This window comes from Marinobacter sp. (genome assembly GCF_040882185.1).
GTDB lineage: Bacteria > Pseudomonadota > Gammaproteobacteria > Pseudomonadales > Oleiphilaceae > Marinobacter.
The window spans coordinates 25,097-45,971 of sequence record NZ_JBBEBW010000034.1; the positions used below are offsets into that span (position 1 = coordinate 25,097).

The window sequence follows — 20,875 nt, forward strand, 5'->3', positions numbered from 1 at the left end:
ATTTTTCAAAATTATATAGAACAACATTCATTATTTAATGAATACACGCCACAATCCGTCGCCACAATTCGCATAACGACAGTAATCGACGATGAGGGTAAAACATCAGTCAGGGGCTCCCATCTTCGCTTAGGCACAGAGAATGACACTCACGTGCAGTCGGCCACAGAGGTGAGAATCCCTATCGATTTAATGACGGGAGCGCTGGATGAGATTGGGTATATGCCATCTTATCTAACAATTCACTCACATCCAACAAGCCATAAAAGTTTTGCTAATGTAATAATACCGAGTTTTGGAAAATGCGTTGATGTTGTTACCTCTCTCCATCTGAAAGTGCCTTTCGTAAGATGTATAGGCTGGGATGTCACCATAGACAAAAAAGGTGAAGTGGTTGTTTTAGAGTGGAACGGTGGACACAACGGGATAAAATTTACTGAAGCGACCCAAGGGCCAGCTTTTGTAGACATGAAGTGGGAAAAATTCCGTTAATCAGGACTTCTCATAGCACCCTCAAAAGCTTCGCAGGCCAGCTCCGATAGCACCGGAGCGAAGTAACTACCGCCAAAACTGGTTATTACCTGACCGTTTCCAGTTTTCGGACACACATTATTTACTCCTCATGACCTCGGGCCAGTGAAGCATGGACGATGGCGCAATTCACCTGTACAAGGAGCGAATACAGCCTTTTGCGCGCATGCCGGGCGAGCACATCAAGCCAAAATACCACTTCCAGCGCCCGCCCCCTGCACCTGATGAAGCTAAGGCAAAATAATAGCACATCGGATACCTCTGCGAGAACCGTTAAGCCCTTGCCAAGGCTGGCTATGTGTATGATGATAGCGTCCAAAATGAACTGCACCACTACGCACGGTTGGCGATGAGGTCTTTAGTGTTCCGCATAAGGGGTTGCTTATCGTACAGCTTGTTTAATCTATAATTGGCGGCTCGCAATGCCCCTCCTACAGGCCGAGCAAACTGGCCTGCAAGTATATTTATTGAAGCATAAGAAATCACTCAACTGTGGATTAAATGATGGAAAATATCGTAAAAAAAGTGGTAAGAATAGCTCGGAATAGAGACCTACCATATCACGAAGCTCATGCATATCAAGTACGTCAAGTCTTAAAAAATATTGAACCTGAGTATGCCTCCTTGTCAAAGCAGCTGATCCGTGAGTGCGACGACTATGCAATAGAGATACTAGGCCACAAAAAATATGCGCCGTGGCTTTACGTTTATTCAACTATGGCAGGAAAGTTCAAGCAGGGATGGATACCCGACAACTTTTATGGGTCGCAAGTAATTCCTAATATTAAAGGCCACTATGGTGACTGCGCCAGCTTAAAGCCGCTCAACACCATTTTTTTCCAGGCGAAAGAGTTTCCTGACATAGGGAGCTTTACCAACGGATTGTTTCTTGATCGAGATTATCGAGTTCGCTCTCCAAAAGAGTTCAAGGAAATATTATTTAGCGATTGTAACCGTGTCATATTTAAAGCCGATAAGTCTTTTAAGGGTCAAGGAATCCATTTCTTTGACAGGACCAGCTTCAACATTGAAGATTTCGCATTTTTAGGCAACGGCCTTTTTCAAAGATATGTAGATCAACATCCATTATTTGATGAATTCACAAAAAAATCCGTCGCAACAATTCGTATTACTACAGCAATCAACGATGAAGGTGAGGTATCAGCCAGGGGCTCCTATCTTCGTTTAGGGGCAGAGCATGATACCCACGTTCAATCGGCCACTGCCGTGAACATTCCTGTTGATTTAAAGACAGGAAAGCTGAACGATATTGGGTATATGTCCTCCTGGACAACTACTCACTCACATCCCACTAGCCATAAAAGCTTTTCAAATGTAAAAATACCGAATTTTGGAAGTTGCGTTGATGTTGCCACCTCCCTCCACTTGAAGGTGCCTTTCGTAAGATGTATTGGGTGGGACGTAATTCTAGATAAGGATGGTAAAGTGGTGGTTTTAGAGTGGAACGGTGGACACAATGGCATAAAACTCACTGAAGCGACCCAAGGACCGGCCTTCGTAGATTTAGGATGGGAGAAATTTCGTTAATGAAAACTGCGGTGCGAGTTTCACCAGCGGTGTTAACCCCCAATCGGTGCGGGAGCGCCATAACACTGTACCGTGCATCATAGAGAAACGCTCAATCCTCACCGAAGTTAACCTTATGTAAAATGATAGAGGTCGCAAGACATGGTACTATCGATCGCTATCCCGACGGCACGTGAGCCGTTGATTTCTTGCGTCATGGAGGACTGGTGATCGTGCAGATGGTGAAACAGATTTTAAAACAGGCCCGCAATAGCCTGTTCGCCGCCGTTGCATTGCTGAAAATAAAGGCCAAGGGCTCTCCGTCCCTTCTCGTCCTGACCTACCATCGCATACTGCCCTACCAGTCCCCCCTCAGGCAGACAGAACAACCCGGCATGATAGCTACCCCGGAAGCTCTGGATATGCATATCAGCCTGCTAAAAAGGCTCGGGGCCGAGTTCGTTTCACTGGATACCTGGCTGAACACCCAACGCCAGGACAAAACGTTACCTCGATTAGCGGTCGCCGTCACCTTCGACGATGGCTGGCAGGACAACTACGAACATGCGTTCCCCGTGCTCAAAAAGCACAACGTGCCCGCGACCATATTTCTGGTCTCCCGGCGCATTAATACAGCCTGGCAGTTCTGGCCAGAACAGGTATTGGACTTACTGATCAACCACACCCGGCATCTTGATCACGAAGCACTCCAATGGCTGCGCCCTTACCTCGCTAATCATCCGCAAAATACCAATCAATCGTCGGGTTACACGATTCTTCAGGCCGACTCAGTAATCAACCGACTCAAGACGTTGGATGACCACACCATCGAGACAAACCTCGAGCAGGCGCGCGATGCCATCCCAGAGCTCAGCCAAGCCAATCTGAACGCCAGGCCGCTGCTCAACAAACAAGAGCTCGAAACCATGCTCTCAAGCGGGCTCGTGACTTTCGGAGCACACACCCGGCACCATTATCGCCTGAACCACCTGGCAAACCCGGCCGATCTCGAGACAGAGATCGTTGGCAGCCGCACGGATCTTGAAGAACTCGGTCTTAAACCTGTGAATATTTTCTGTTATCCGAACGGCGACATCACCGGTAAAGGGGAGCAGCTCGTACAGGGGCATTTCACCGGTGCGTGTACCACCAGAAGCGGTTGGAACAAAACCCCTTCCGACCCCTTCGGTCTGCGCCGATTCAACTTCCATGATGGCAACGGCAATACGCCACTGAGCTTTCTGGCGACGCTCGGGAGACCGTAAGGTGGCAGCTCGTGGCGCAGACAGAAAGCTGGTAGTAACCCATGTTGTCTCAGGAGATCTCTGGGCAGGTGCCGAAGCGCAAGCCTTTCAGCTCATTTCCGGACTTCAGGCCAATGATGTCATCAAACCGACCGTGGTTGTCTTTAACCCCGGCGTCCTTTTTGAAAAACTCAGTGCATTGGGTGTTGACGTTACCATTGCGGATGAATCAGCGTTATCGCCTATCAAGCAGCTTAAAATCATCTGCGGGCACTTGCGGCAGCACTCCACTGATATTCTTCACACTCATGGTTTCAAGGAGAACGTACTCGGTACTATCGCTCGATACCTGAGCGGCGTTAAACGCAGCATTCAGACCGTGCATGGTAGCCCTGAGCATCAGCCAACCTGGCAAGACCCCAAGAAAAAAATCACCCATCTGCTGGACCACACATTGACAAAATTGTGCCAGGACGCAGTGGTTGCGGTGTCTCAGCATTTAAAAACTGTACTGGAACCACGGTATCCCAATAAGATCGTCGTCATCCGGAATTTTATTAATACTGACGAAACGGTATCCTGCTCACCTTTGAAGCCAGTTCATGAGCAGGAAGACTCAGAGGCATCGTACACCATTGCCCTGGTTGGTCGCTGTGTACCGGTCAAGCGCATTGACCTTTTTATTGATACCATTGCCCGACTAAGAATCGACCATCACCTGAAAGTCGAAGGCAAAATTTGCGGAGACGGTCCGCTATTGGAAACCATGAAGCAGTACGCAGAAACCAAAGGCGTGGCAAATTTTATTGATTTCCGGGGTTTTGTCCAGAATATGGAACCTGAATGGGCATCCATGGATGCGTTGATCATGCCGTCTGACCACGAGGGCTTGCCGATGACGCTGCTGGAAGCACTGCTACGAAACGTACCCGTGGTTGCCCACCACGCTGGCGGTATACCGGAAGTTCTGAATTACGGCAATTGCGGTCTGCTGGTAGAAAACCACAGCGCAACGGGTTACGCCGAGGGACTTGCAAAGCTCATCAAGCAGCCGAAAATAGCCGGTAAGCTCAAAGCCAACGGACAGAAGCATGTCAAAAACGAGTTCAGTAAACGTAAGAATGTACAAAATTACGAAGCGCTCTACCGAGCTATCTCTCAGAAAAAGCAACGCCTAACCCAAAACACATAAGCAGCGGCTAGCCCGATCTTCCATGTGATCGGAATGTCGCAAGCAGTATTTATCAGAGTCTATTCATGTATATATTCAGTGTGATAAAAAATATTTTGGCTGCGCTTGATGGCCAAACCAAAAGGAAATATATCGGTCTGCAGTTCGTGTTTTTTATCGCCGCTTTTTTCCAGGTGATCGGGATTGCAAGTATAGGGCCGTTCATTTCTATACTTTCCAATCCGGACATTATCCACACCAATGAGATTCTTTCTTACATATACGAAACCATAGGCTTCACCAACGACCTTCAATTTATAATGGCTGCCGCCGCCGGATCGTTGATATTGATTCTGTTGTCAAACGGAGTTGCAGGTATAACAATATGGCTAAGCTATAAATTTTCCGTGTTATTGGGAAGTAGACTGCAACAAGTAGTCTACCGCAACTTTCTACTCAAAGACTATTTGTTTCATAAAACAGAAAACTATAACAAAAAAATCTCAGTGGTGGCTCATCAGATACCACGATTTGTGTACATGCTTGTTCAACCTTTCCTCTTGCTGACAGCGCAATTGTTTGTTGCCATATTGATCATGATCGGCTTGCTTGTTCTGGACCCCCTACTCGCGGTGGTCGCGGGGGTACTGATCGGCGGATCCTATCTCGTGACCTATATTGTTCTTCGTCAAAAATTATCACATCATGGTGCAATAATTTCAGATAAGAATAATCAAGTTCAAAGCATATTATCCGAATCGTTCATTGGAATAAAAGATGTAAAACTTGATGCAATGGAAGATAAATATATAAAGCAGTTCAATACTATAAACGTTAAAGGGCTACGGTCCCAAGCGTTTATAGCATTATCCGGTGAGTTGCCAAAGTTTATCATTGAATCGATCTCTTTCGGCGCCATCTTAATATTGGCCCTCGTTTTGCTAGTCACCCAGGACGATATTCGCTCTGTCGTGCCTATCCTGAGTATCTATGCGTTGGCGGGTTACAAGTTATTGCCAACTATGCAACAAATCTATAAGTCAATGGCAAGCCTCAGCGGACATGGCTCGGTAGCACAGATTATACGCAAGCAGATAGAATCAGGCGTCGCCACGCCGAAGGCTTCGTCAGAATCCGTGCAACCCCTAGACATCCACCGTGTTGAGCTCTCCTCGGCGAACTTTTCCTACGATGCACACAGCGCGCCCGCACTCAAAAATGTGTCGGTCACCCTGGAGCGAGGAGAAATTTATTCTTTGGTCGGGCATTCCGGATCTGGCAAGTCCACTCTTGCTGACATAATTCTGGGCTTATTGACTCTAAGTTCCGGCGATCTCGTCGTCAACGGCGAAGTCCTAACTAAAGAAAGGCTACCCTCCTTTAGACGAAAGCTCGGTTACGTAGCCCAAAATATATTTATTCTTGATGACAACGTAATTAACAACGTCGCCTTCGGCCTTCCTGAAAACGATATTGATGTGGAACGGGTAAACAAAGTCCTGCGGCTTGCAAATGCCGAAGAATTTGTTGAAAAACTGCCCAAAGGTATCTATTCAAACCTGGGGCAGGACGGAAAGTTATTAAGTGGTGGGCAACGTCAGCGCATAGGCATTGCGAGGGCCCTCTACAAAAAAACTGATCTCCTTGTGCTTGATGAGCCTACAAGTGCGCTGGATATGGAGTCAGAATACAAATTGATGAAAACGTTAAACGATTTAAAACATGATTTAATCATACTAGTCATCTCTCATCGACCAGCTTCTATCAAAATGTCGGATGAGATAATTCTGATGGCTGAGGGTCAGATAGATGACATGGGTACTTATGAAGACCTGACCTCAAAAAACGAACAATTCCGGGAAATGGTGTCGCACTCGGTTGAATCACCGTAATAATTAGCTGAACAGATCGCTCACATAAGCCAATCTGTTCATCAGAATGCGGCCCAAAACATAAGACTTCTTCGCATTCAAAGATCGTCGAAAACGTGGAAGTGATATACAAACTTTAGGAAATTGTACAAATATGCAGACCATTTCACAAAAACTTAAAGGGTTAATTCGTAACTTATTAAGCGACGAAATTGTTGTTGACCGACAGTTTTTTGATGCTTTTGGCAGGCATATTGATTTTTACAACCCGAAAACATTTAACGAAAAACTTCAGGTACAAAAGCTTTACGTTAGAGATTCACGGATGACCAATCTGGCGGATAAATACGAAGTCAGGCAATATGTGAAAGCCAAAGGTCATGAAGCGATACTTAATCATCTGATTGCGGTGTATGATCGAGTCGAAGATATTGATTTTAAAGATTTGCCAAATGAGTTTGTGATCAAATGTAACCACTCATGGAACACAAATTACATTTGTGAAAATAAGTCGCTAATCGATGAAAAGAAGGTCGGTGCACTGCTCGAAGAATGGATGCGCCATAACCACTACCAGAAGCTTCGGGAGTGGTCTTACAAAGGTATCAAACCGAAAATTATCATTGAGCGCTTTCTTCGTTCCCCATTGAAAGATTTTAAGTTCTTCTGCTTTTCAGGCTTGCCCTTATACATACAGGTTGATTCGAACCGCAGCGACAAACATGCACTCGATATCTACGATGTTAGTTGGCATAGGTTGGACTGCAGAAAAGGTAATAACGTTCAAAGTAATTCCGCAGAGGGCCGCCCTATTTTTTTTGAGGATATGCTCCGAATAGCTAAGGACTTATCTTCTGATTTCAACTTTTGTAGAGTTGACTTTCTTGCGAATCCCGACGGTTTTTATTTTGCCGAGATAACGTTCTATCCAGGAGGCGGGTTCTCTCCTTTTGCCCCCGAGGAGTTTGATTACATCTTTGGAGAAAAGTTTAGCGTCGCCTGTGCGCAGATTCCGCTCAAGTCCCGACTTAGCATCAACGCCATTAATCTGCTCAATAAGTTAACCACCAGCCAGTTTAAAAAGGATTAAGGAACACGCAGGTTATCATCCATTCAATTTGATGGCATATATAGAGCGGTATAAGAGTCATCGTTGCAAAAAAGAGGATGTAATATCATGACAGGTATGATGGTGCTTTTTCATTGTGAATCCAATCCTGGCTATGCCGCCTCCAGCCACGAACATACTTTTCTTGAGGTGGCTAAGCATTTCACCGGTGATATTCGCCAAGTGCATTTTGCTTATGCAAGCCTCGACGGTGGATTGACACCATCTTTGCCACCAAGCCTCACCAACGTCATCCAACTAAATCCCCGCTGCTCCGAGGTCGGCCAATTAAAGTGGATTGAGGAGTATGTTCGCAGCCACAATATTACTCGAGTACTGGGCTTCGACCAGCCAGTATCCCTGCCCGCATACCGGGCTCTTCGGAAGGGAGGCGTAAAAACCTTTGTTTCATATTGGGGTGCGCCAATCAGCTCCCTAAATAGGGGGGTCAAGCTGCTATTAAAAAGGCTGGAAGTATCACTACTTCGCTTAGGACCCGACCATTATATTTTTCAATCGGAGGGCATGCGTGAAACCGCTGTAAACGGGAGAGGGATACCTTTTCCAAAATGCTCTATTGTTAAAACCGGAATTGATACTGAAAAGTATGCACCTGATCCTGCCAAATCAACATATGCGCATGACCAGCTTGACATACCATACAACAGAAAAATCGTTATATTCTCTGGTCATATGGAGCGGCGAAAAGGTGTACATATTATCCTCCAAGCTGCGAAAGCATTGCTGCAGGATCTTCATCAGCATAACGTTCATTTTCTTATTTTGGGAAACAGGCCCGGAGAAAAAGAGGTTTTTTCAAGCTACCTAAAGGACACTGAAGTAAACAACCACGTAACGTTCGGTGGATATCGAGACGATTTACCCTGCATACTTAAGAGCTGCGCCATTGGTATGATCGCTTCAACCGAGTGGGATTCGTTTCCTATGTCTTCCTTAGAAATGGCAGCAACGGAGCTTCCTCTTCTCGTTTCCGATTTACCTGGTTTAAACGAAACCATCACCAATGAGACCGGCCTTTCCTTTACCGTGAGTGACTACAGCGACGCAGCTAATAAACTGAGTCAGCTCCTGAGCAACCCAGAGCTTAGAATACAGATGGGCAAAAAAGGCAGAGAACGGGTAATAAAACATTATTCACGTGCCGCCCAAGCAAACGCAATAATCAGGGTGTTCGATACGCTTGAACATAGCATGGTGCAGCAAGCTTAACTCTGTGAGTATTTTGTCCGCGCCAAGCATAATAATGTCCTACAAAATTCTAAGGAAGGTCTAATTAACGCCGGGTTTGTCGCTGAATCGCTTTTCAACTCGGATGAAAGCTATTATTACGCAATTTTGACATAGTTATCCCGTTGTTTGTTCGTTTTTTGTCCGCATTTCGTCGAAGTGCCGCATGGATTCGATCTCGCACAAGGCATCTCCCATGGCGGGATCACTAAAGTTATACCTCCAAAGTAATGCAAACAGTCATTTATCGGCGTCTTTGATTGCTCTGAGACCGCTTTTCGTGAAATCTGAAAGCGTAGAACAGCGATTCGGAGCCGGATAGCAAAAAATAAACCCTTTAACCGGATATCTTATGTTCGATCCTATCAACCAACAACCCGATACTTCCTTTCACGCACAAAAAGCTGTCAACCTCTCTGGTCAGCGCTTTGTCTTTATTGACGGTTTGAGGGCTTTCGCTGCACTTGCTGTTGTCCTATTTCATTTTTATGACGCCGTCGCTCAAACCGCAGGTTCTTGGGCATGGCATTGGATTGACACGCTATTCTCATACGGATATTTGGGCGTAGATGTGTTTTTTGTTCTCAGCGGATTTGTTATATCTTTCAGCATACGTAATGGCGATTTTTCTCTTCGTTATTTTGCCAGATTCGGACTCCGTCGGTCTATACGGCTCGACCCAGCCTACTGGGTAACGATATTAATAGAAATCGCCCTCATATACATCGGGCTAGCCCTCTTCCCGAGCCTTGACACACCCGTTCCGGACCTTCCTACTATTATCTCGCATTTGTTTTATGCACAAGATCTTCTAGGGTATGGCAACATCGTTTCAATTTTCTGGACGTTATGCTACGAATTCCAATTTTATATTGTTTTGGTAGGGACACTGATGCTGGCAAGTTATGCACGAAGATTGATACTATATACGCAAGCCGTAAATACCATTTTAGTCATAGCAGGATTTTCAGCTTTCACATGGTCGCTAGCAATTTTTTTTGGGGCTGCTGAGAATCCAACTACAGGATTATTCATCAATAGATGGTGGCAATTTTTCATTGGCTGCCTCCTAACGCTCCATATCCTTGGTAAAACACCAGTTTGGTGTTTTTTTTCAGCTATGGGAATGCTTTTAATCGCCATCTTCCTTGATGTCAACTCGGGAGCAGACAACGGTTTAGCTACCTTTTTTGTAATTTGCACAGTCTATGCTGCAGCGCAGACAAAGGGCATGGATAACTGGCTGTCAGGTGCTGTTCCGCAGTTTCTTGGGACACTTTCGTATAGCATCTACCTGCTTCACGCCGTTATCGGGTGGCGATTCATAAAATTGTTGCATGAGCTGAACGGCGCGGATTTTTCTCCATGGCAAGCCTGGATAGCGTTGGTGGCTGGCGTGTCCATATCCGTTTTCTCAGCATGGATAATGTATAAATTTATTGAAGCACCATCACATCGATTCTCCAAAACTATCACACTCCCTCAGACCTTAAACTATAGAATGGGATCACCCTCCTCACCAAATGCCTGAACGTTTACCCTCAGGAAATCACAAGCAGTTACTGAATTACAACGGTATAAAACCATAAAATATGCAAATATACCTGAAGCTAAAAGTCAAAAATCCCGGAGCTTGATACCCATGGCGTATTTTAAATCCCTATCAATATTGGCCTTCACGTCACTCTTGGCGATAGCCGCCCACGCTGAACCAATTTTCTTTGACTCCTTCGAGTCGGGAGACACCTCGGCGACGAATAACAATGGCTTCACCTGGGACAAGAATAATCGAACATCCGTTGTTAAAACTAAAGTGGTTGAGTATAACGATACTGCCCAAGACACGGTTTTTACTAGCAACAGAAATTGGAAATCCAATAATGCCGAACACAGCTTAAGCTTCTTGTATGAATCGAACGAGTCTTGGACCGAACAAAGATTCAAAATTGGCAAACCCTATTCCGAAATATGGATGGGCTTTTGGCTGCGAGTCCCAACCAATTTTACACATCCTAAAACTCCAAACGCAGGTGACAACCAAAAACTCTTCTTTCTTTGGATGGATGGATACTCAACAAAAGGTGAAGGCTCAAGCGTGGGTATGGAATTTAGAGGAAATGGCCGCGGTGGTTCCTATTTTTATGGAAAAATAAGTCCCGGTGGTAATAGGGGAGCCGGTATAGACAAAGGTATTGCATCTTTCATAGAGGTTCCAAAACACCGGGGTAAATGGATGCACTTGGTGGTTCATGTCACGAGTGAAAGTTTCGTCGGCGCTAAAGACGGGCTGATGGAAGTGTGGCGTAAATGGGAAGGCACTTCTGAATATGTTAAAACACAAGACTTAAAGAATCAGCCAATCAGGCTCAGTTCAAGAGTTAATGGTTTCGCCAATGGCTACTTGATGGGGTGGGCCAACGCTGTATATCCCGTGGATACCGAATTCCTAATTGATGATTTTGAATTATCTACGACGCCTTTATTCTTACATTCAAACGCTCCGAATTCTCCCTCAGGGATTGCTATCAAATAATATCAATAACGCCGTAAATTTAACTCTCGAAAAACTTTGGCCGAGCGGAGACTTGGCCAAGCTAGCTAGCGTTTCGCCTGGTTAATTCGTTAATCTAAAATAGGGATGTTTACACCCCACGATTCACTGGAAGACCTGATGCCGTGGGAATACCTGGCAAAACACAACCGGCCGGGCGGAAAACTCTAATCAGCGGTGCAACTAAAACAGGGATGTTAACAGTAGAAGCTATTACAAATTCAGCTTTAATTTATAACTTATTTTTAGATTATAAACTGGTTTCAAAATACTGTCTTTTCTTCATTTCATTGAAAAATCGATCAATATAAACAGTCGTGAAGGTAACATCGTTGTTAAAATACCGTCGTAGCTGCTGGTCGATATCATTCTGGTACCGCTGATTCGCTTTATCTTCAATATAAATTTCAACTTTACCCTTGGTTTGTTGAACCGCTTTGTAGTTGAGCAGTATGTTTTTCTCTAGGGCGAGATTCTTGAATACGTAATAGAATGTTAGCGCCGGATAGGTTTGCCGTTCACCATGAACATTAGCGCCTTTTCGACCTAAAATATTTTTCAGTACCGGGTGATTACGCCCACAGGAACAGGTTTTATCGCTTAACGTGACCATGTCACCCAAACGATAACGGATTATAGGGAAGGAGTATGATGAGAGATTAGTGACGAGCAACTCGCCATCCTCATTCTGCTCAAGAATGACGTTCTCGATATTCACATGAATGCCCCCTGCCGGACATTCGAACGCAATCAATCCCGCTTCTGCTGCCCCATACTCACTGCTTATATTCTTTCCAAATGCCTTCACCGATTCGGGATGATAGGCATCCAGAATCATCTCTGATGTGCCCTTGACCATCTTGAGAGCCAGCGGACCCAAGTCAAGTTCGTTGACACATTTGGCGACCTCATAAATCATACTTGAGTAGCCGGAGATGTAACTTGAATTCTGTAGCTTGTGACAGAACGTCCTTATCTCCGCTTCGGAATACTTGAACAATCGGAACCGATTCTGTACCGCATCCAAGAGTGCCACCTTCCGTGCTTGGGAGGCGCTTACATTGTACCCCCACAAATACCCGTTTTTCTCCCACGGTTTAACATTGTACCAGTCATAGGAACGCATCAGAGCTGCACGGTTAACAGAGTCCCAGCGTTCGTTCCTATAAAAGGCTAGAGCCTCCCCAGAGGTGCCGGAAGTTTCGGAAAGCCGAAGTTTTTCGTCAAGCCCATGAGTGTGAATGGCGGGATTTTCGCGGATCAACGTCGCTTTCTCCAACTCCGGCAACACGTTGAGATCAGACACCGCCGATAACAGCGAAGGTTTGAAGCCGACTTTTCTGAAAAGATGCTTATAATAGGGCGAGTGCTCACCACAAAAACTCAAAAATCGCTCAGCACTCTCAAGCTGAATCTGTTGTAGCTCGTTTCTGGAGAGCCATTCAGTTGATTTCAGGTAATCGTATTGCTGAAATAACGTAGGATTTCGTGCTTTCGCACCCACCTCAAAAATGCTCCGAGCCAGCGTAGAATTCATCGGGCGCCCCTTTTATGGTTTCTAAAATGGATAGTCAGTTGATCTAACGATTCCGCGTACCGTTCTCCGATGCCGCTGTAACTGTAGCGATCCCTGATCAACTCTGGGCCAGCTTCACGCAATCTTGCTTCTTCCTCCGGGTGATCCAGCAGCTTCAGGATTGCGCCAACATAGCTCTCTGGTGTTTGCGCATACATTACATGGACTCCATTTTGAACATCGATACCCTTACAGGCAAAGGAATCAGCGATAATGCAGCAGCCACTAGCGAGCGCATCCAGAATCTTGAGTTTTGTGCCGCCCCCAGTACGAATGGGGCAAAGATAAAACCGGGCCCGCCAAAGATAATCTCGCACATCATCAACGAATCCGTGAACACGGAATAATTCATCGGATTCGGCAAGCTTCAACATTTCCTGAGTCGGCCCTCGGCCAATGATGTCGACGCTCATTCCTGGAATCCGTGCTTTGATCAAAGGCCATATCTCTCGGATAAAATATTCTACCGCCTCGCGGTTCGGGTACCAAGAAAGCCCCCCGACAATCACTAAGCTCTTCTCTGACACCATGAAAGAGCGATTTGGGAAAAAATAAGAGATATCAACTCCGTTTGGAACTGAGAGGAATTCGCCACCACCAATAGTAGCCTTCATCGCCTCCGCATCATCGTCAGAACAGGTAACGTTCAGATGTGATTTCCGGCAATGCTGTATTTCGCTTTTCAATAGCCGCGAAGCCTCGTAGCTGTAATAAAGGCTTTTAATCAAGCTCTGTTCAGTTTTTGCCCTTGACTCGAGCATAGCTGACTCGAAATTGTGATGATTGAGGGCAATGGGAAGCCCCTCGAAAAGGTCAAAGTAGACGCAGAGACTTACTGTATCAATATGCACCACATCAAACGATTTTTCAGCGAGCAGGTTAACGATAGTTTCCCTAGCTTCTGCCGATCTGAGCCATTCCATATTGTAGGATCGCCCACAAACTAGCGCCTTCAATGCCGTCAGATACCGACCTCCGAAGATAGTATCCTCCGGGATTGTCAGCACGTGTATGGACTCAACGCTTGTGAGCAACTCCTGCTTTGCAAATTCAAGTGGATCTGCCTGATCGGGTAGGCTCGCTGAAAGAAAACCTGCCTGGTTGAAAGCAACGAGAGTAACTTCATGATACTTGCTGACTTCCCTCAACATATTGTAAGTCCGCTGCAGTACCCCTCCTTTCGGAGGATAAGGGATGAGATGAGACAGCCAGAGTAACTTCATTATTGTCCTTGTCTTTGCGTCATGCTGACTTTGAAACTTTTATCCAATGCCAAGGTGAGTGCGAGTTAAAACCAGAGAAAAAATGCCAATAAACAATGTTCAAGCGGTCAGACATCACGAAATCCGAGAATTTAAATTTACGCAGTTGCCACTCAATCCTTGACGGTCTTTACAGCCGTCTGGGATCGAACGCCTGCCAAGTCGTCGATAAACAACTACTAGAATATCTAGAATAACCACTGTTTTCAGTGGCCTCGTAACCAATCGACTCGAAAATATCACTATAAGACTCTCCGGAGTTAATGGAGACCTCAGCTATTCGATACTATAGGTGTCACCTTTAGGCAGTGCCTTTGAGGTACTCAGATCACGACGCTATTTTATTTTTATCTATTATATCAATGAGTTAATAATAAAAACGGATTTTATAAGTTTATGCTTTCAATGCTGCGATGGATTAGCACGTGGAGGCCCTAAACAGTTTCATACGGCTCTAGCACTATAAACTCCCTTTTGCACTTTAGTTTTCCGCTCCCTCTCTTTGAAAAGTCGCACCTTGATTATCGCTAAAGCTAAAAGAAAATATATAAAGGGATAAAATGAAATGGACATGAAAATTGCACCTACAAAATAGGCTAAAATTGCTCCGTTAAGGGAAATCCGGAAGCATTCAAGAAACTCAACTTCGGGCCCAGGATCTTTGTTTTTTTTCACCAGGGACCTGCCTGAAAACACTGAAAAATGGAACCATACATATAAAATAAGAGCAGGAACTCCCAGAGTGGATACGACTTCAATAAGGGCATTATGAGCAACCTCTTTCCTGTTCGAGAGGTAACTTCCATCCTTCTCTTTGTAAAACCGGTGATAATGTTCCGGAAATGCCCTGAATCCCACGCCTAACACAGGATAATTCTTGGCCATATCAATTCCAGCCGCCCAATAATCCAACCTGGTGGTGGATGTCTGGTCCGACCCTGCTGTGTCGAAACGAGCCTTCTGCTCTTCGGGAAAAATTGCCCAAGCGACAGAGACAAAAACAGCCACATACACCAGGTTTCTAAAACTGATTTTTTTGTAGGCCAAAAGCAAATAGATTAAACCTACCAGAAGAGCTAACTGTCCCCCACGTGAACTGGCCCCCATAACAGTCATGACTGCTGTTATCGGTAAGAGCCAGTAAAGCTTCACTTTTGGTTTCATGTGAAGTAGCAGAGGAATCGACATCACCGCGCAAATTGTCATCAGCAGACTAAATTCGCCGCTATTTTGGAAGAACCCCGTAGGGCCCTGTATGCCCCAACCAGTGAATCCGAAGCCACGCATGGTCCAGACGCGAGCACCAAAGAAAGACATTTTGAAAATACACAAAAAGAAGACAATCATCAGCAACTGAAGTTGTTTGACGTTTTTTACGCAGTTAGAGAGAAACAGCACCTCAAGGGCAAATATGAAGGGCGTGGTGATATCCCTGAAGGAGATCTGGGGGTAAAGGGAGTTGATCGCCGATAACACGGCTAGAGTCGCAAAAAGAAACAGTAGGAAGTGCGTGCCGGTGAACTTAAGTCTGCTATTACCGATCATGGCTATAAAACCGACGATAACAGTGATCTGGAGCCAGGGGATGATATCTAGGCCAGGAATGATGACCTGGGGACGTAGGTAATACAGAACTATGAAGGCCAGCCCTAGATAGAAAATCAGGTCCTGCCCTTTCAAGCCTTGGCGAAATGCTTTTACATCATCTTTAATTACAGAAAACACCTGTTACCTCTTTAGGCTATTCGCCAATTCAACCGTGTGGTAGACGATGTCATCAATAGTCTTTTCCATAAAGGTGTCATTGGCAGAATAGGGATCGTTGATACGGAAGGTTTTCTTTTTTCCGAAAGATCCCAAGAGCAAAAATGGTCCACTGTATCCGAGGTTTTTGATTTCCTGGATGTGGCTGGCTTCCATACAGATAAAAACATCGCCTGCCCTGGGAACGTAGTCCTCTACGCTCGTGGTTTTATGGGATGACAGGTCAATATTTTTTCTTTCATTGGCAATTTTCAACAGCCGGGGGTTGGCGCCCTTTCCGGTGTTTGTGTTCAGTCCCAGGGAGATGGCGTCGAGGTCGGAATGGCTTTTAAATACCCACTCCGCAAGTGCGCTTCGACAGATGTTTCCCTGACAGACGAATACCAGCCGCTCCGGTGCATTCTCGCTTCGGGTATATTCCCGATAGAGGCCTATGCGGCAGCGTAACTCGTCTAGGCAATACCGCAAAAAGCCCTTTTTACTGCCAAATTTGTTCATTATGTGTTCACGGAACATCATACTACCTCAAATCCATAGAGAGTGGTGTACCGCTCACGCATCACGTCCTCGCTGTAGTTGTCCTTTACGTACTTTCTTCCCTCAACCAGGCGATTTGAACCTTCAGTGCTCTGTGTGCTTTGCTGAAGTGTTTCCAGCGCTGAAAACAGCGATGTTGCAGTATGCTCCTCAGCTAGAAACAAAAGGTGTTCAGGTACTACGCGCTCAACACCATTGCGTGTGGAGAGAATTGGCTTGGCCGCTGCAAGTGCCTGGGTCAACGCTAGTGGATGCCCCTCTGATGAAGATGTCATCATGAACACATCAATGGACTCGAAAAAACCGGGTACGTCGTCGATAAAACCCAGGAACTCTACGTTTTCCTGCAGCCCCAACTCATTTACCCTCTTTTTAAGCTCAATGCCGCCGCTCTTTGTGCCGTCACCGGCGATTCGAAGCCTGACGTTTATACCTTTGCTTTTCAAAAGCCCCACAAACTCAACGGCGAGGGGGTAGTTTTTCGCGGGCCGTATATTCCCCAGACACCCCAGAACGAGAGGTTTGTCCGACATTTCCAGTGCAGCGACCGGCAGTTTTTCCAATTCACTTAAATTAATGCCATTAGGAATAACTATTGGACGCAGCCTGCAGTAGGAATTGGTGGTGTGATTTATGGTGTTTTTCAGGTCTTCCGTCACAGACACAACATGCCTGGAGCCCATTTTGATGAGAGCCAGCTTCGCATTACGAAAACGTTCGTCAGGGGAAATATCTACGTGGCCATGGAAGGTAGCAGTGACAGGAAGCCTAGTAAAGAGCCCCACAATAGAAGTGTAGACGTTGGAACCAAGCAGGTGGGATTGAATGTGAGTCACTTTTTCCTTACGGATAATAGCAAAGATTTCAAAAAGGAATTTGAGATTTAACGAGCCTTTACAATCCCGGATATAATAAGGAATTGCACGTTGTTTAAGCTGTTGCTCTACCCAACCCGGCCCACGAATTAACGCAACGCTCCGGTAGCCCTGCTTTATACAGCCCTCAGCTAACGCCAGGAAGACGGTTTCCGCTCCTCCCGGGCCTGTAGTGTCGATTACATGAAGTACGGTGGGGTTATTTCCACGTCTGGCCATTCCATTGATCCGCTCTCTGTATTTATTCTATGTTAACCTACGTGAATATGTGGAGCCAGTTCTGTTTCTACACGGTTTTGTTAGGTTCGATTATTCGTATTTCCAAGAGGTTGTGAATGGATTCTAATCTGCCCAGTGTGTTGGTTCTGGACGCTAACCAGCGTAGTGCTCTAGCAGTAACGCGATCCCTGGGCAAGTCGGGCCAGTTTCGTATCACTACGGCTGACGCGACAGAACAAGCACTCGCTGGGTTCTCCCGCTACAGCCAGGCTTACCTTCAGCACCCTGATCCGGGCCAGCGGCCTCGGGACTTTATAGCCTGGATACAGGACCTCACTGCTCGCCAGCATTTCGATTTGGTAATGCCCACCACTGAAGTTAGCAGCCAGCTACTTCTGTTTTGTCAGGATGAGTTGCCAAAGATCAATCTCCCCTTTGCGCCCTATAAAACGGTAATGGCCCTGTCTGACAAGATTTCACTTGTGGAGCTTGCCAACAGTCTCGGTATAGACGTACCAGATAGTCAAATGTTCAGAAATGCTGCGGAGTTGGAGGGAGTTTCACTGAGTTACCCCTGTGTTCTCAAGCCAGCTTTGTCGCGTATTTATACCGGCGATGACTGGGTGCACACTCAGGTGAGAGTCATTCACGATGCTGCCGGGTTAACCGAGGCTTTAGAAAGCTCCCCGTATCTCAAAACGTCGCCTTTTATGCTGCAAGCTTTTATTCCGGGCCATGGTGGTGGTGTTTTCTGCTTGTATAACAAGGGCCGGGCTGTGCAATTTTTTGCCCATGAGCGCCTAAGAGAAAAACCGCCGGAGGGTGGCGTCAGTGTGTTATGCCGGAGTGTTCCGGCGGACCAGGAACTCAAAGCGGCCGCTCAGAAGTTGCTTGATGCGGTCAACTGGCATGGTGTGGCAATGGTTGAGTACCGGATTACTCCGGAAGGCAAAGCCTATTTGATGGAGATTAACACCCGTTTCTGGGGGTCGTTGCAACTGGCAATAGACTCAGGAGTGGATTTCCCGCTGATGTTGGCCAATGCTCAACTTGGGCGTCCGGTGTTGAATGTACAAGACTATGAGTATGACCAGCGGTTACGATGGCTGCTGGGGGATCTGGACAGCCTGTACTTGTTCCTGAAGAAGCCCCATCCCTGGCCTGCCAAGGTACGGCATATTTTAAGCTTTTTAGCGGTCAGATGGCGCAAGCAAAAGCACGAGGTAAACCGGGTGGAGGATCTGATGCCAGCATGGCTTGAATTCAAACAGTATATAAAGGCACTGTTTAAATAATGTTTACTGTTTACAGTTTTACAATCACCCACGGTCGTTTTACGGGAGCAGTTTCAGGGTGATGTTATCTCAAACCGCCATTAACCTCCTGACCAGTGGACCCGTTTGTCGGCTAATGCAGCCGCTCAGAGGCCAAGTGGTACCGGTTTTTCTGTTACACCGTTTCGCGGATGAGGCCCGGGGCATACTGGGGCACTCCCAGGCTCACCTGGAAGCTGCGCTTACGTATCTCAACAATAACGGGTATACCGTAGTATCTGTTCGACAAGTTGTTGAATCCGTCATTAGTGGTGAATCACTGCCACCGAGAGCCGTTGCGTTCAGCCTTGATGATGGTTTCTATGACCAGGCCAAAACCGCGTTGCCTGTATTCGAAAGCTATCAAGCACCGGTTACATTATTTCTGGCCACCGACATGCAGGACCAGCGTTACTGGTCGTGGGACTACAAGCTCGAATACCTGTTCAAACATACTTCTCTCGAATATCTGGAACTTGATCTCGGTGAAGGAACGAGAGAAATGGCTTTTGCAGACCCCGGAGACAGAAGAACGCTGGTACGAAAGCTGAGAAACGTTCATAAGCGCCTACCAAACCACGGAGCAGAAGCTGCTGTCGCAAGCTTCGCAGAGCGCCTTGAGGTAGATCTACCCGCAGAAGCCCCTGACGAATACCAACCGATCACTTGGGAGCAAGCCCGCAGCCTGGAGTCGAGCTATATTGAATTCGGACCACACACTCAGCGCCATCCCATTCTGGCCCAGATCAGCGATACTCAGGCACAAAAAGAAATTACTGGTAGTTGGAAAGCGCTGCAGGCCAATATCGCGAATCCTGTCCCGATTTTTTGTTACCCGAGCGGCCGGGAAGGTATTGATTTTGGCGAGAGAGAACAGGAAATCGTGAAACAAGCAGGCTTGATCGGTGCATTGTCTGCTGATCCTGGCTATGTTCATCTGACGCAGGCGAAGAACAACCTTTATGCCTTGAAACGGTTTAGTTTTCCGAACGATATGGCTCACTTCAAGCAATATTGCAGTTGGCTTGAGTATGCCAAAGAGAGGATGTCTCGTGGGTAGTGTTCTCTAAGGAAAAACTGAATACTTATCTCTTCTTGTCTTTCCACTTGTATAGTCGTTTCAAAAGCGGATTTCTCACCAGCATTAAAGACACCAGTGGCTCGCTATCCGTCGCCAACCGCTTTTTGTAATTTTCATTCTTTCCCGAGCCGGCCAGCATATCGAAGCTAAGGGCGCCCTCCTCCTGAAATGCCCTCTCAATGGCGTAACCGAGGTGCAGGGTGCCAATGGCGAGCTTGGGGTGGAAGTTTTCCTCAAAGCCACTTTGGAGGTTGTAGACACAGCCCTGATACTTCACGTTGTAGAGCACGGATATCAGTTGGCCACGGGACCGTAGCGCAAGAAGTTGGGGCGCCCCGCCTTCGCTTATCACTCGCTCCAGAAAGGCGGTATTGAAAGCCAGGGCTTTCGCGCCGTAGACTGGTTTCCCCCAGCGGCGTTGATGAAAATCATTGAGGAAACGAAAGAACTCCGCTGGATCGCTGCTGGCCTCATAGACATTTGCGTGGGAAATAGCCCCCAGAGATTCCAGAACTGTACGACGGTTATAAAGACGAAGTCGCGTATTGCGTCCCAGGGACTTCAGATATTCTTCAAAGCAGCTGTCGGTACCAATTTTCCACGCGGTATCCTCTGCAGCGATCCGAACCAGCCATCCTTTGTGATGGGCTAATGCGAGAAGTTCAGCCACTTCGTCTGAACTGGCAAGCAGGTCATTGAATATGGCTTCTGCCCAGGGGCGGTTATCCAGCAGTTTTTTTACTTGCTCTAGGGCTGATGAGGGCGCTTCATTCGCTTTCAAAAAGGTATTGTATTCCGTTCTGGTGGACCGGAATTTCCGATAGCTGCTGCCCACAAACTCGATAGATGTAATGGGTAGCAGGCCCTTTATACGGTAGGTAGAGATATATATGCCGGACCTGCCCGCGCCCCAGTTTCTGACGAGTTTTAGGTCGTTGTCCGCGCCCCAGGTATCCCACCAGGCACTTTGCCAGGCGGCGGTTTGAAACAGGCTCAT

General features: G+C 46.5%; 17 protein-coding genes. 11 read left to right on the forward strand and 6 right to left on the reverse strand.

Features of this window, described 5'->3' with window-relative positions:
- The 9 genes from WEB64_RS16365 (at position 1) to WEB64_RS16405 (ending at position 11,233) form a co-directional block, all read left to right on the forward strand.
- Positions 1–492: a sugar-transfer associated ATP-grasp domain-containing protein gene (locus WEB64_RS16365; RefSeq protein ID WP_368059582.1), complete on the forward strand. Its 492-nt coding sequence runs from the start codon at positions 1–3 to the stop codon at positions 490–492.
- A gap of 543 nt (positions 493–1,035) precedes the next feature.
- Positions 1,036–2,079, forward strand: coding sequence for a sugar-transfer associated ATP-grasp domain-containing protein (locus WEB64_RS16370; protein WP_368059534.1), 1,044 nt, complete (start codon positions 1,036–1,038; stop codon positions 2,077–2,079).
- Positions 2,080–2,285: 206 nt separating this feature from the next.
- Positions 2,286–3,323: a polysaccharide deacetylase family protein gene (locus tag WEB64_RS16375; protein ID WP_368059532.1), complete on the forward strand. Its 1,038-nt coding sequence runs from the start codon at positions 2,286–2,288 to the stop codon at positions 3,321–3,323.
- 1 nt (position 3,324) lies between these two features.
- A complete protein-coding gene (locus WEB64_RS16380) occupies positions 3,325–4,494 on the forward strand; it encodes a glycosyltransferase family 4 protein (RefSeq protein WP_368059530.1) in 1,170 nt (389 codons plus the stop codon).
- 65 nt (positions 4,495–4,559) lie between these two features.
- Positions 4,560–6,365 (forward strand): ABC transporter ATP-binding protein, encoded by a 1,806-nt coding sequence (locus WEB64_RS16385; RefSeq protein ID WP_368065680.1) that lies wholly within the window; start codon positions 4,560–4,562, stop codon positions 6,363–6,365.
- A 133-nt stretch (positions 6,366–6,498) separates the two neighbouring features.
- Entirely contained in the window at positions 6,499–7,434 is a 936-nt protein-coding gene (locus WEB64_RS16390; RefSeq protein ID WP_368059526.1) for an ATP-grasp fold amidoligase family protein, read from the forward strand.
- 87 nt (positions 7,435–7,521) lie between these two features.
- Positions 7,522–8,682: a glycosyltransferase family 4 protein gene (locus WEB64_RS16395; RefSeq protein WP_368059524.1), complete on the forward strand. Its 1,161-nt coding sequence runs from the start codon at positions 7,522–7,524 to the stop codon at positions 8,680–8,682.
- Between the two features lie 370 nt (positions 8,683–9,052).
- On the forward strand, positions 9,053–10,231 hold the full coding sequence (locus tag WEB64_RS16400; protein WP_368059522.1) for an acyltransferase family protein: 1,179 nt from the start codon (positions 9,053–9,055) through the stop codon (positions 10,229–10,231).
- 111 nt (positions 10,232–10,342) lie between these two features.
- Positions 10,343–11,233 (forward strand): hypothetical protein, encoded by an 891-nt coding sequence (locus WEB64_RS16405; RefSeq protein ID WP_368059520.1) that lies wholly within the window; start codon positions 10,343–10,345, stop codon positions 11,231–11,233.
- A gap of 268 nt (positions 11,234–11,501) precedes the next feature.
- Here WEB64_RS16405 and WEB64_RS16410 read toward each other — a convergent pair whose 3' ends face one another.
- The 5 genes from WEB64_RS16410 to WEB64_RS16430 all read right to left on the reverse strand — a co-directional run bounded on the left by WEB64_RS16410 (position 11,502) and on the right by WEB64_RS16430 (position 17,484).
- A complete protein-coding gene (locus tag WEB64_RS16410) occupies positions 11,502–12,788 on the reverse strand; it encodes a phenylacetate--CoA ligase family protein (protein ID WP_368059518.1) in 1,287 nt (428 codons plus the stop codon).
- Positions 12,785–14,050, reverse strand: coding sequence for a glycosyltransferase family 4 protein (locus WEB64_RS16415; RefSeq protein WP_368059516.1), 1,266 nt, complete (start codon positions 14,048–14,050; stop codon positions 12,785–12,787). The genes WEB64_RS16410 and WEB64_RS16415 overlap by 4 nt, the downstream gene beginning before the upstream one ends.
- Positions 14,051–14,533: 483 nt before the next feature.
- Positions 14,534–15,814 (reverse strand): O-antigen ligase family protein, encoded by a 1,281-nt coding sequence (locus WEB64_RS16420; protein ID WP_368059514.1) that lies wholly within the window; start codon positions 15,812–15,814, stop codon positions 14,534–14,536.
- A 3-nt stretch (positions 15,815–15,817) separates the two neighbouring features.
- Positions 15,818–16,372 (reverse strand): low molecular weight phosphatase family protein, encoded by a 555-nt coding sequence (locus WEB64_RS16425; protein WP_368059512.1) that lies wholly within the window; start codon positions 16,370–16,372, stop codon positions 15,818–15,820.
- Positions 16,369–17,484: a glycosyltransferase family 4 protein gene (locus WEB64_RS16430; RefSeq protein ID WP_368059510.1), complete on the reverse strand. Its 1,116-nt coding sequence runs from the start codon at positions 17,482–17,484 to the stop codon at positions 16,369–16,371. Before WEB64_RS16430 ends, WEB64_RS16425 begins: the two co-directional genes overlap by 4 nt.
- Positions 17,485–17,600: 116 nt before the next feature.
- On the opposite strand from WEB64_RS16430, the gene WEB64_RS16435 reads away from it, so the two are divergent.
- Together WEB64_RS16435 and WEB64_RS16440 are read left to right on the forward strand one after the other, a co-directional pair.
- Positions 17,601–18,779, forward strand: coding sequence for an ATP-grasp domain-containing protein (locus WEB64_RS16435; protein ID WP_368059508.1), 1,179 nt, complete (start codon positions 17,601–17,603; stop codon positions 18,777–18,779).
- A 115-nt stretch (positions 18,780–18,894) separates the two neighbouring features.
- The gene (locus tag WEB64_RS16440) at positions 18,895–19,857 is read left to right on the forward strand and encodes a polysaccharide deacetylase family protein (RefSeq protein ID WP_368065683.1); all 963 of its coding nucleotides are present in this window, start codon (positions 18,895–18,897) and stop codon (positions 19,855–19,857) included.
- Positions 19,858–19,882: 25 nt separating this feature from the next.
- Here the strand turns inward: WEB64_RS16440 and WEB64_RS16445 are convergent, their stop codons facing one another.
- Entirely contained in the window at positions 19,883–20,875 is a 993-nt protein-coding gene (locus tag WEB64_RS16445; protein WP_368059506.1) for a GNAT family N-acetyltransferase, read from the reverse strand.

Coding starts and splice junctions, on each gene's coding strand:
- WEB64_RS16370 (WP_368059534.1), top strand. CDS start 1,036: ATGGAAAATATCGTAAAAAAAGTGGTAAGAATAGCTCGGAATAGAGAC.
- WEB64_RS16385 (WP_368065680.1), top strand. CDS start 4,560: ATGTATATATTCAGTGTGATAAAAAATATTTTGGCTGCGCTTGATGGC.
- WEB64_RS16390 (WP_368059526.1), top strand. CDS start 6,499: ATGCAGACCATTTCACAAAAACTTAAAGGGTTAATTCGTAACTTATTA.
- WEB64_RS16395 (WP_368059524.1), top strand. CDS start 7,522: ATGACAGGTATGATGGTGCTTTTTCATTGTGAATCCAATCCTGGCTAT.
- WEB64_RS16400 (WP_368059522.1), top strand. CDS start 9,053: ATGTTCGATCCTATCAACCAACAACCCGATACTTCCTTTCACGCACAA.
- WEB64_RS16405 (WP_368059520.1), top strand. CDS start 10,343: ATGGCGTATTTTAAATCCCTATCAATATTGGCCTTCACGTCACTCTTG.
- WEB64_RS16410 (WP_368059518.1), bottom strand. CDS start 12,788: ATGAATTCTACGCTGGCTCGGAGCATTTTTGAGGTGGGTGCGAAAGCA.
- WEB64_RS16415 (WP_368059516.1), bottom strand. CDS start 14,050: ATGAAGTTACTCTGGCTGTCTCATCTCATCCCTTATCCTCCGAAAGGA.
- WEB64_RS16425 (WP_368059512.1), bottom strand. CDS start 16,372: ATGATGTTCCGTGAACACATAATGAACAAATTTGGCAGTAAAAAGGGC.
- WEB64_RS16430 (WP_368059510.1), bottom strand. CDS start 17,484: ATGGCCAGACGTGGAAATAACCCCACCGTACTTCATGTAATCGACACT.
- WEB64_RS16435 (WP_368059508.1), top strand. CDS start 17,601: ATGGATTCTAATCTGCCCAGTGTGTTGGTTCTGGACGCTAACCAGCGT.
- WEB64_RS16440 (WP_368065683.1), top strand. CDS start 18,895: ATGCAGCCGCTCAGAGGCCAAGTGGTACCGGTTTTTCTGTTACACCGT.
- WEB64_RS16445 (WP_368059506.1), bottom strand. CDS start 20,875: ATGAGCCTGTTTCAAACCGCCGCCTGGCAAAGTGCCTGGTGGGATACC.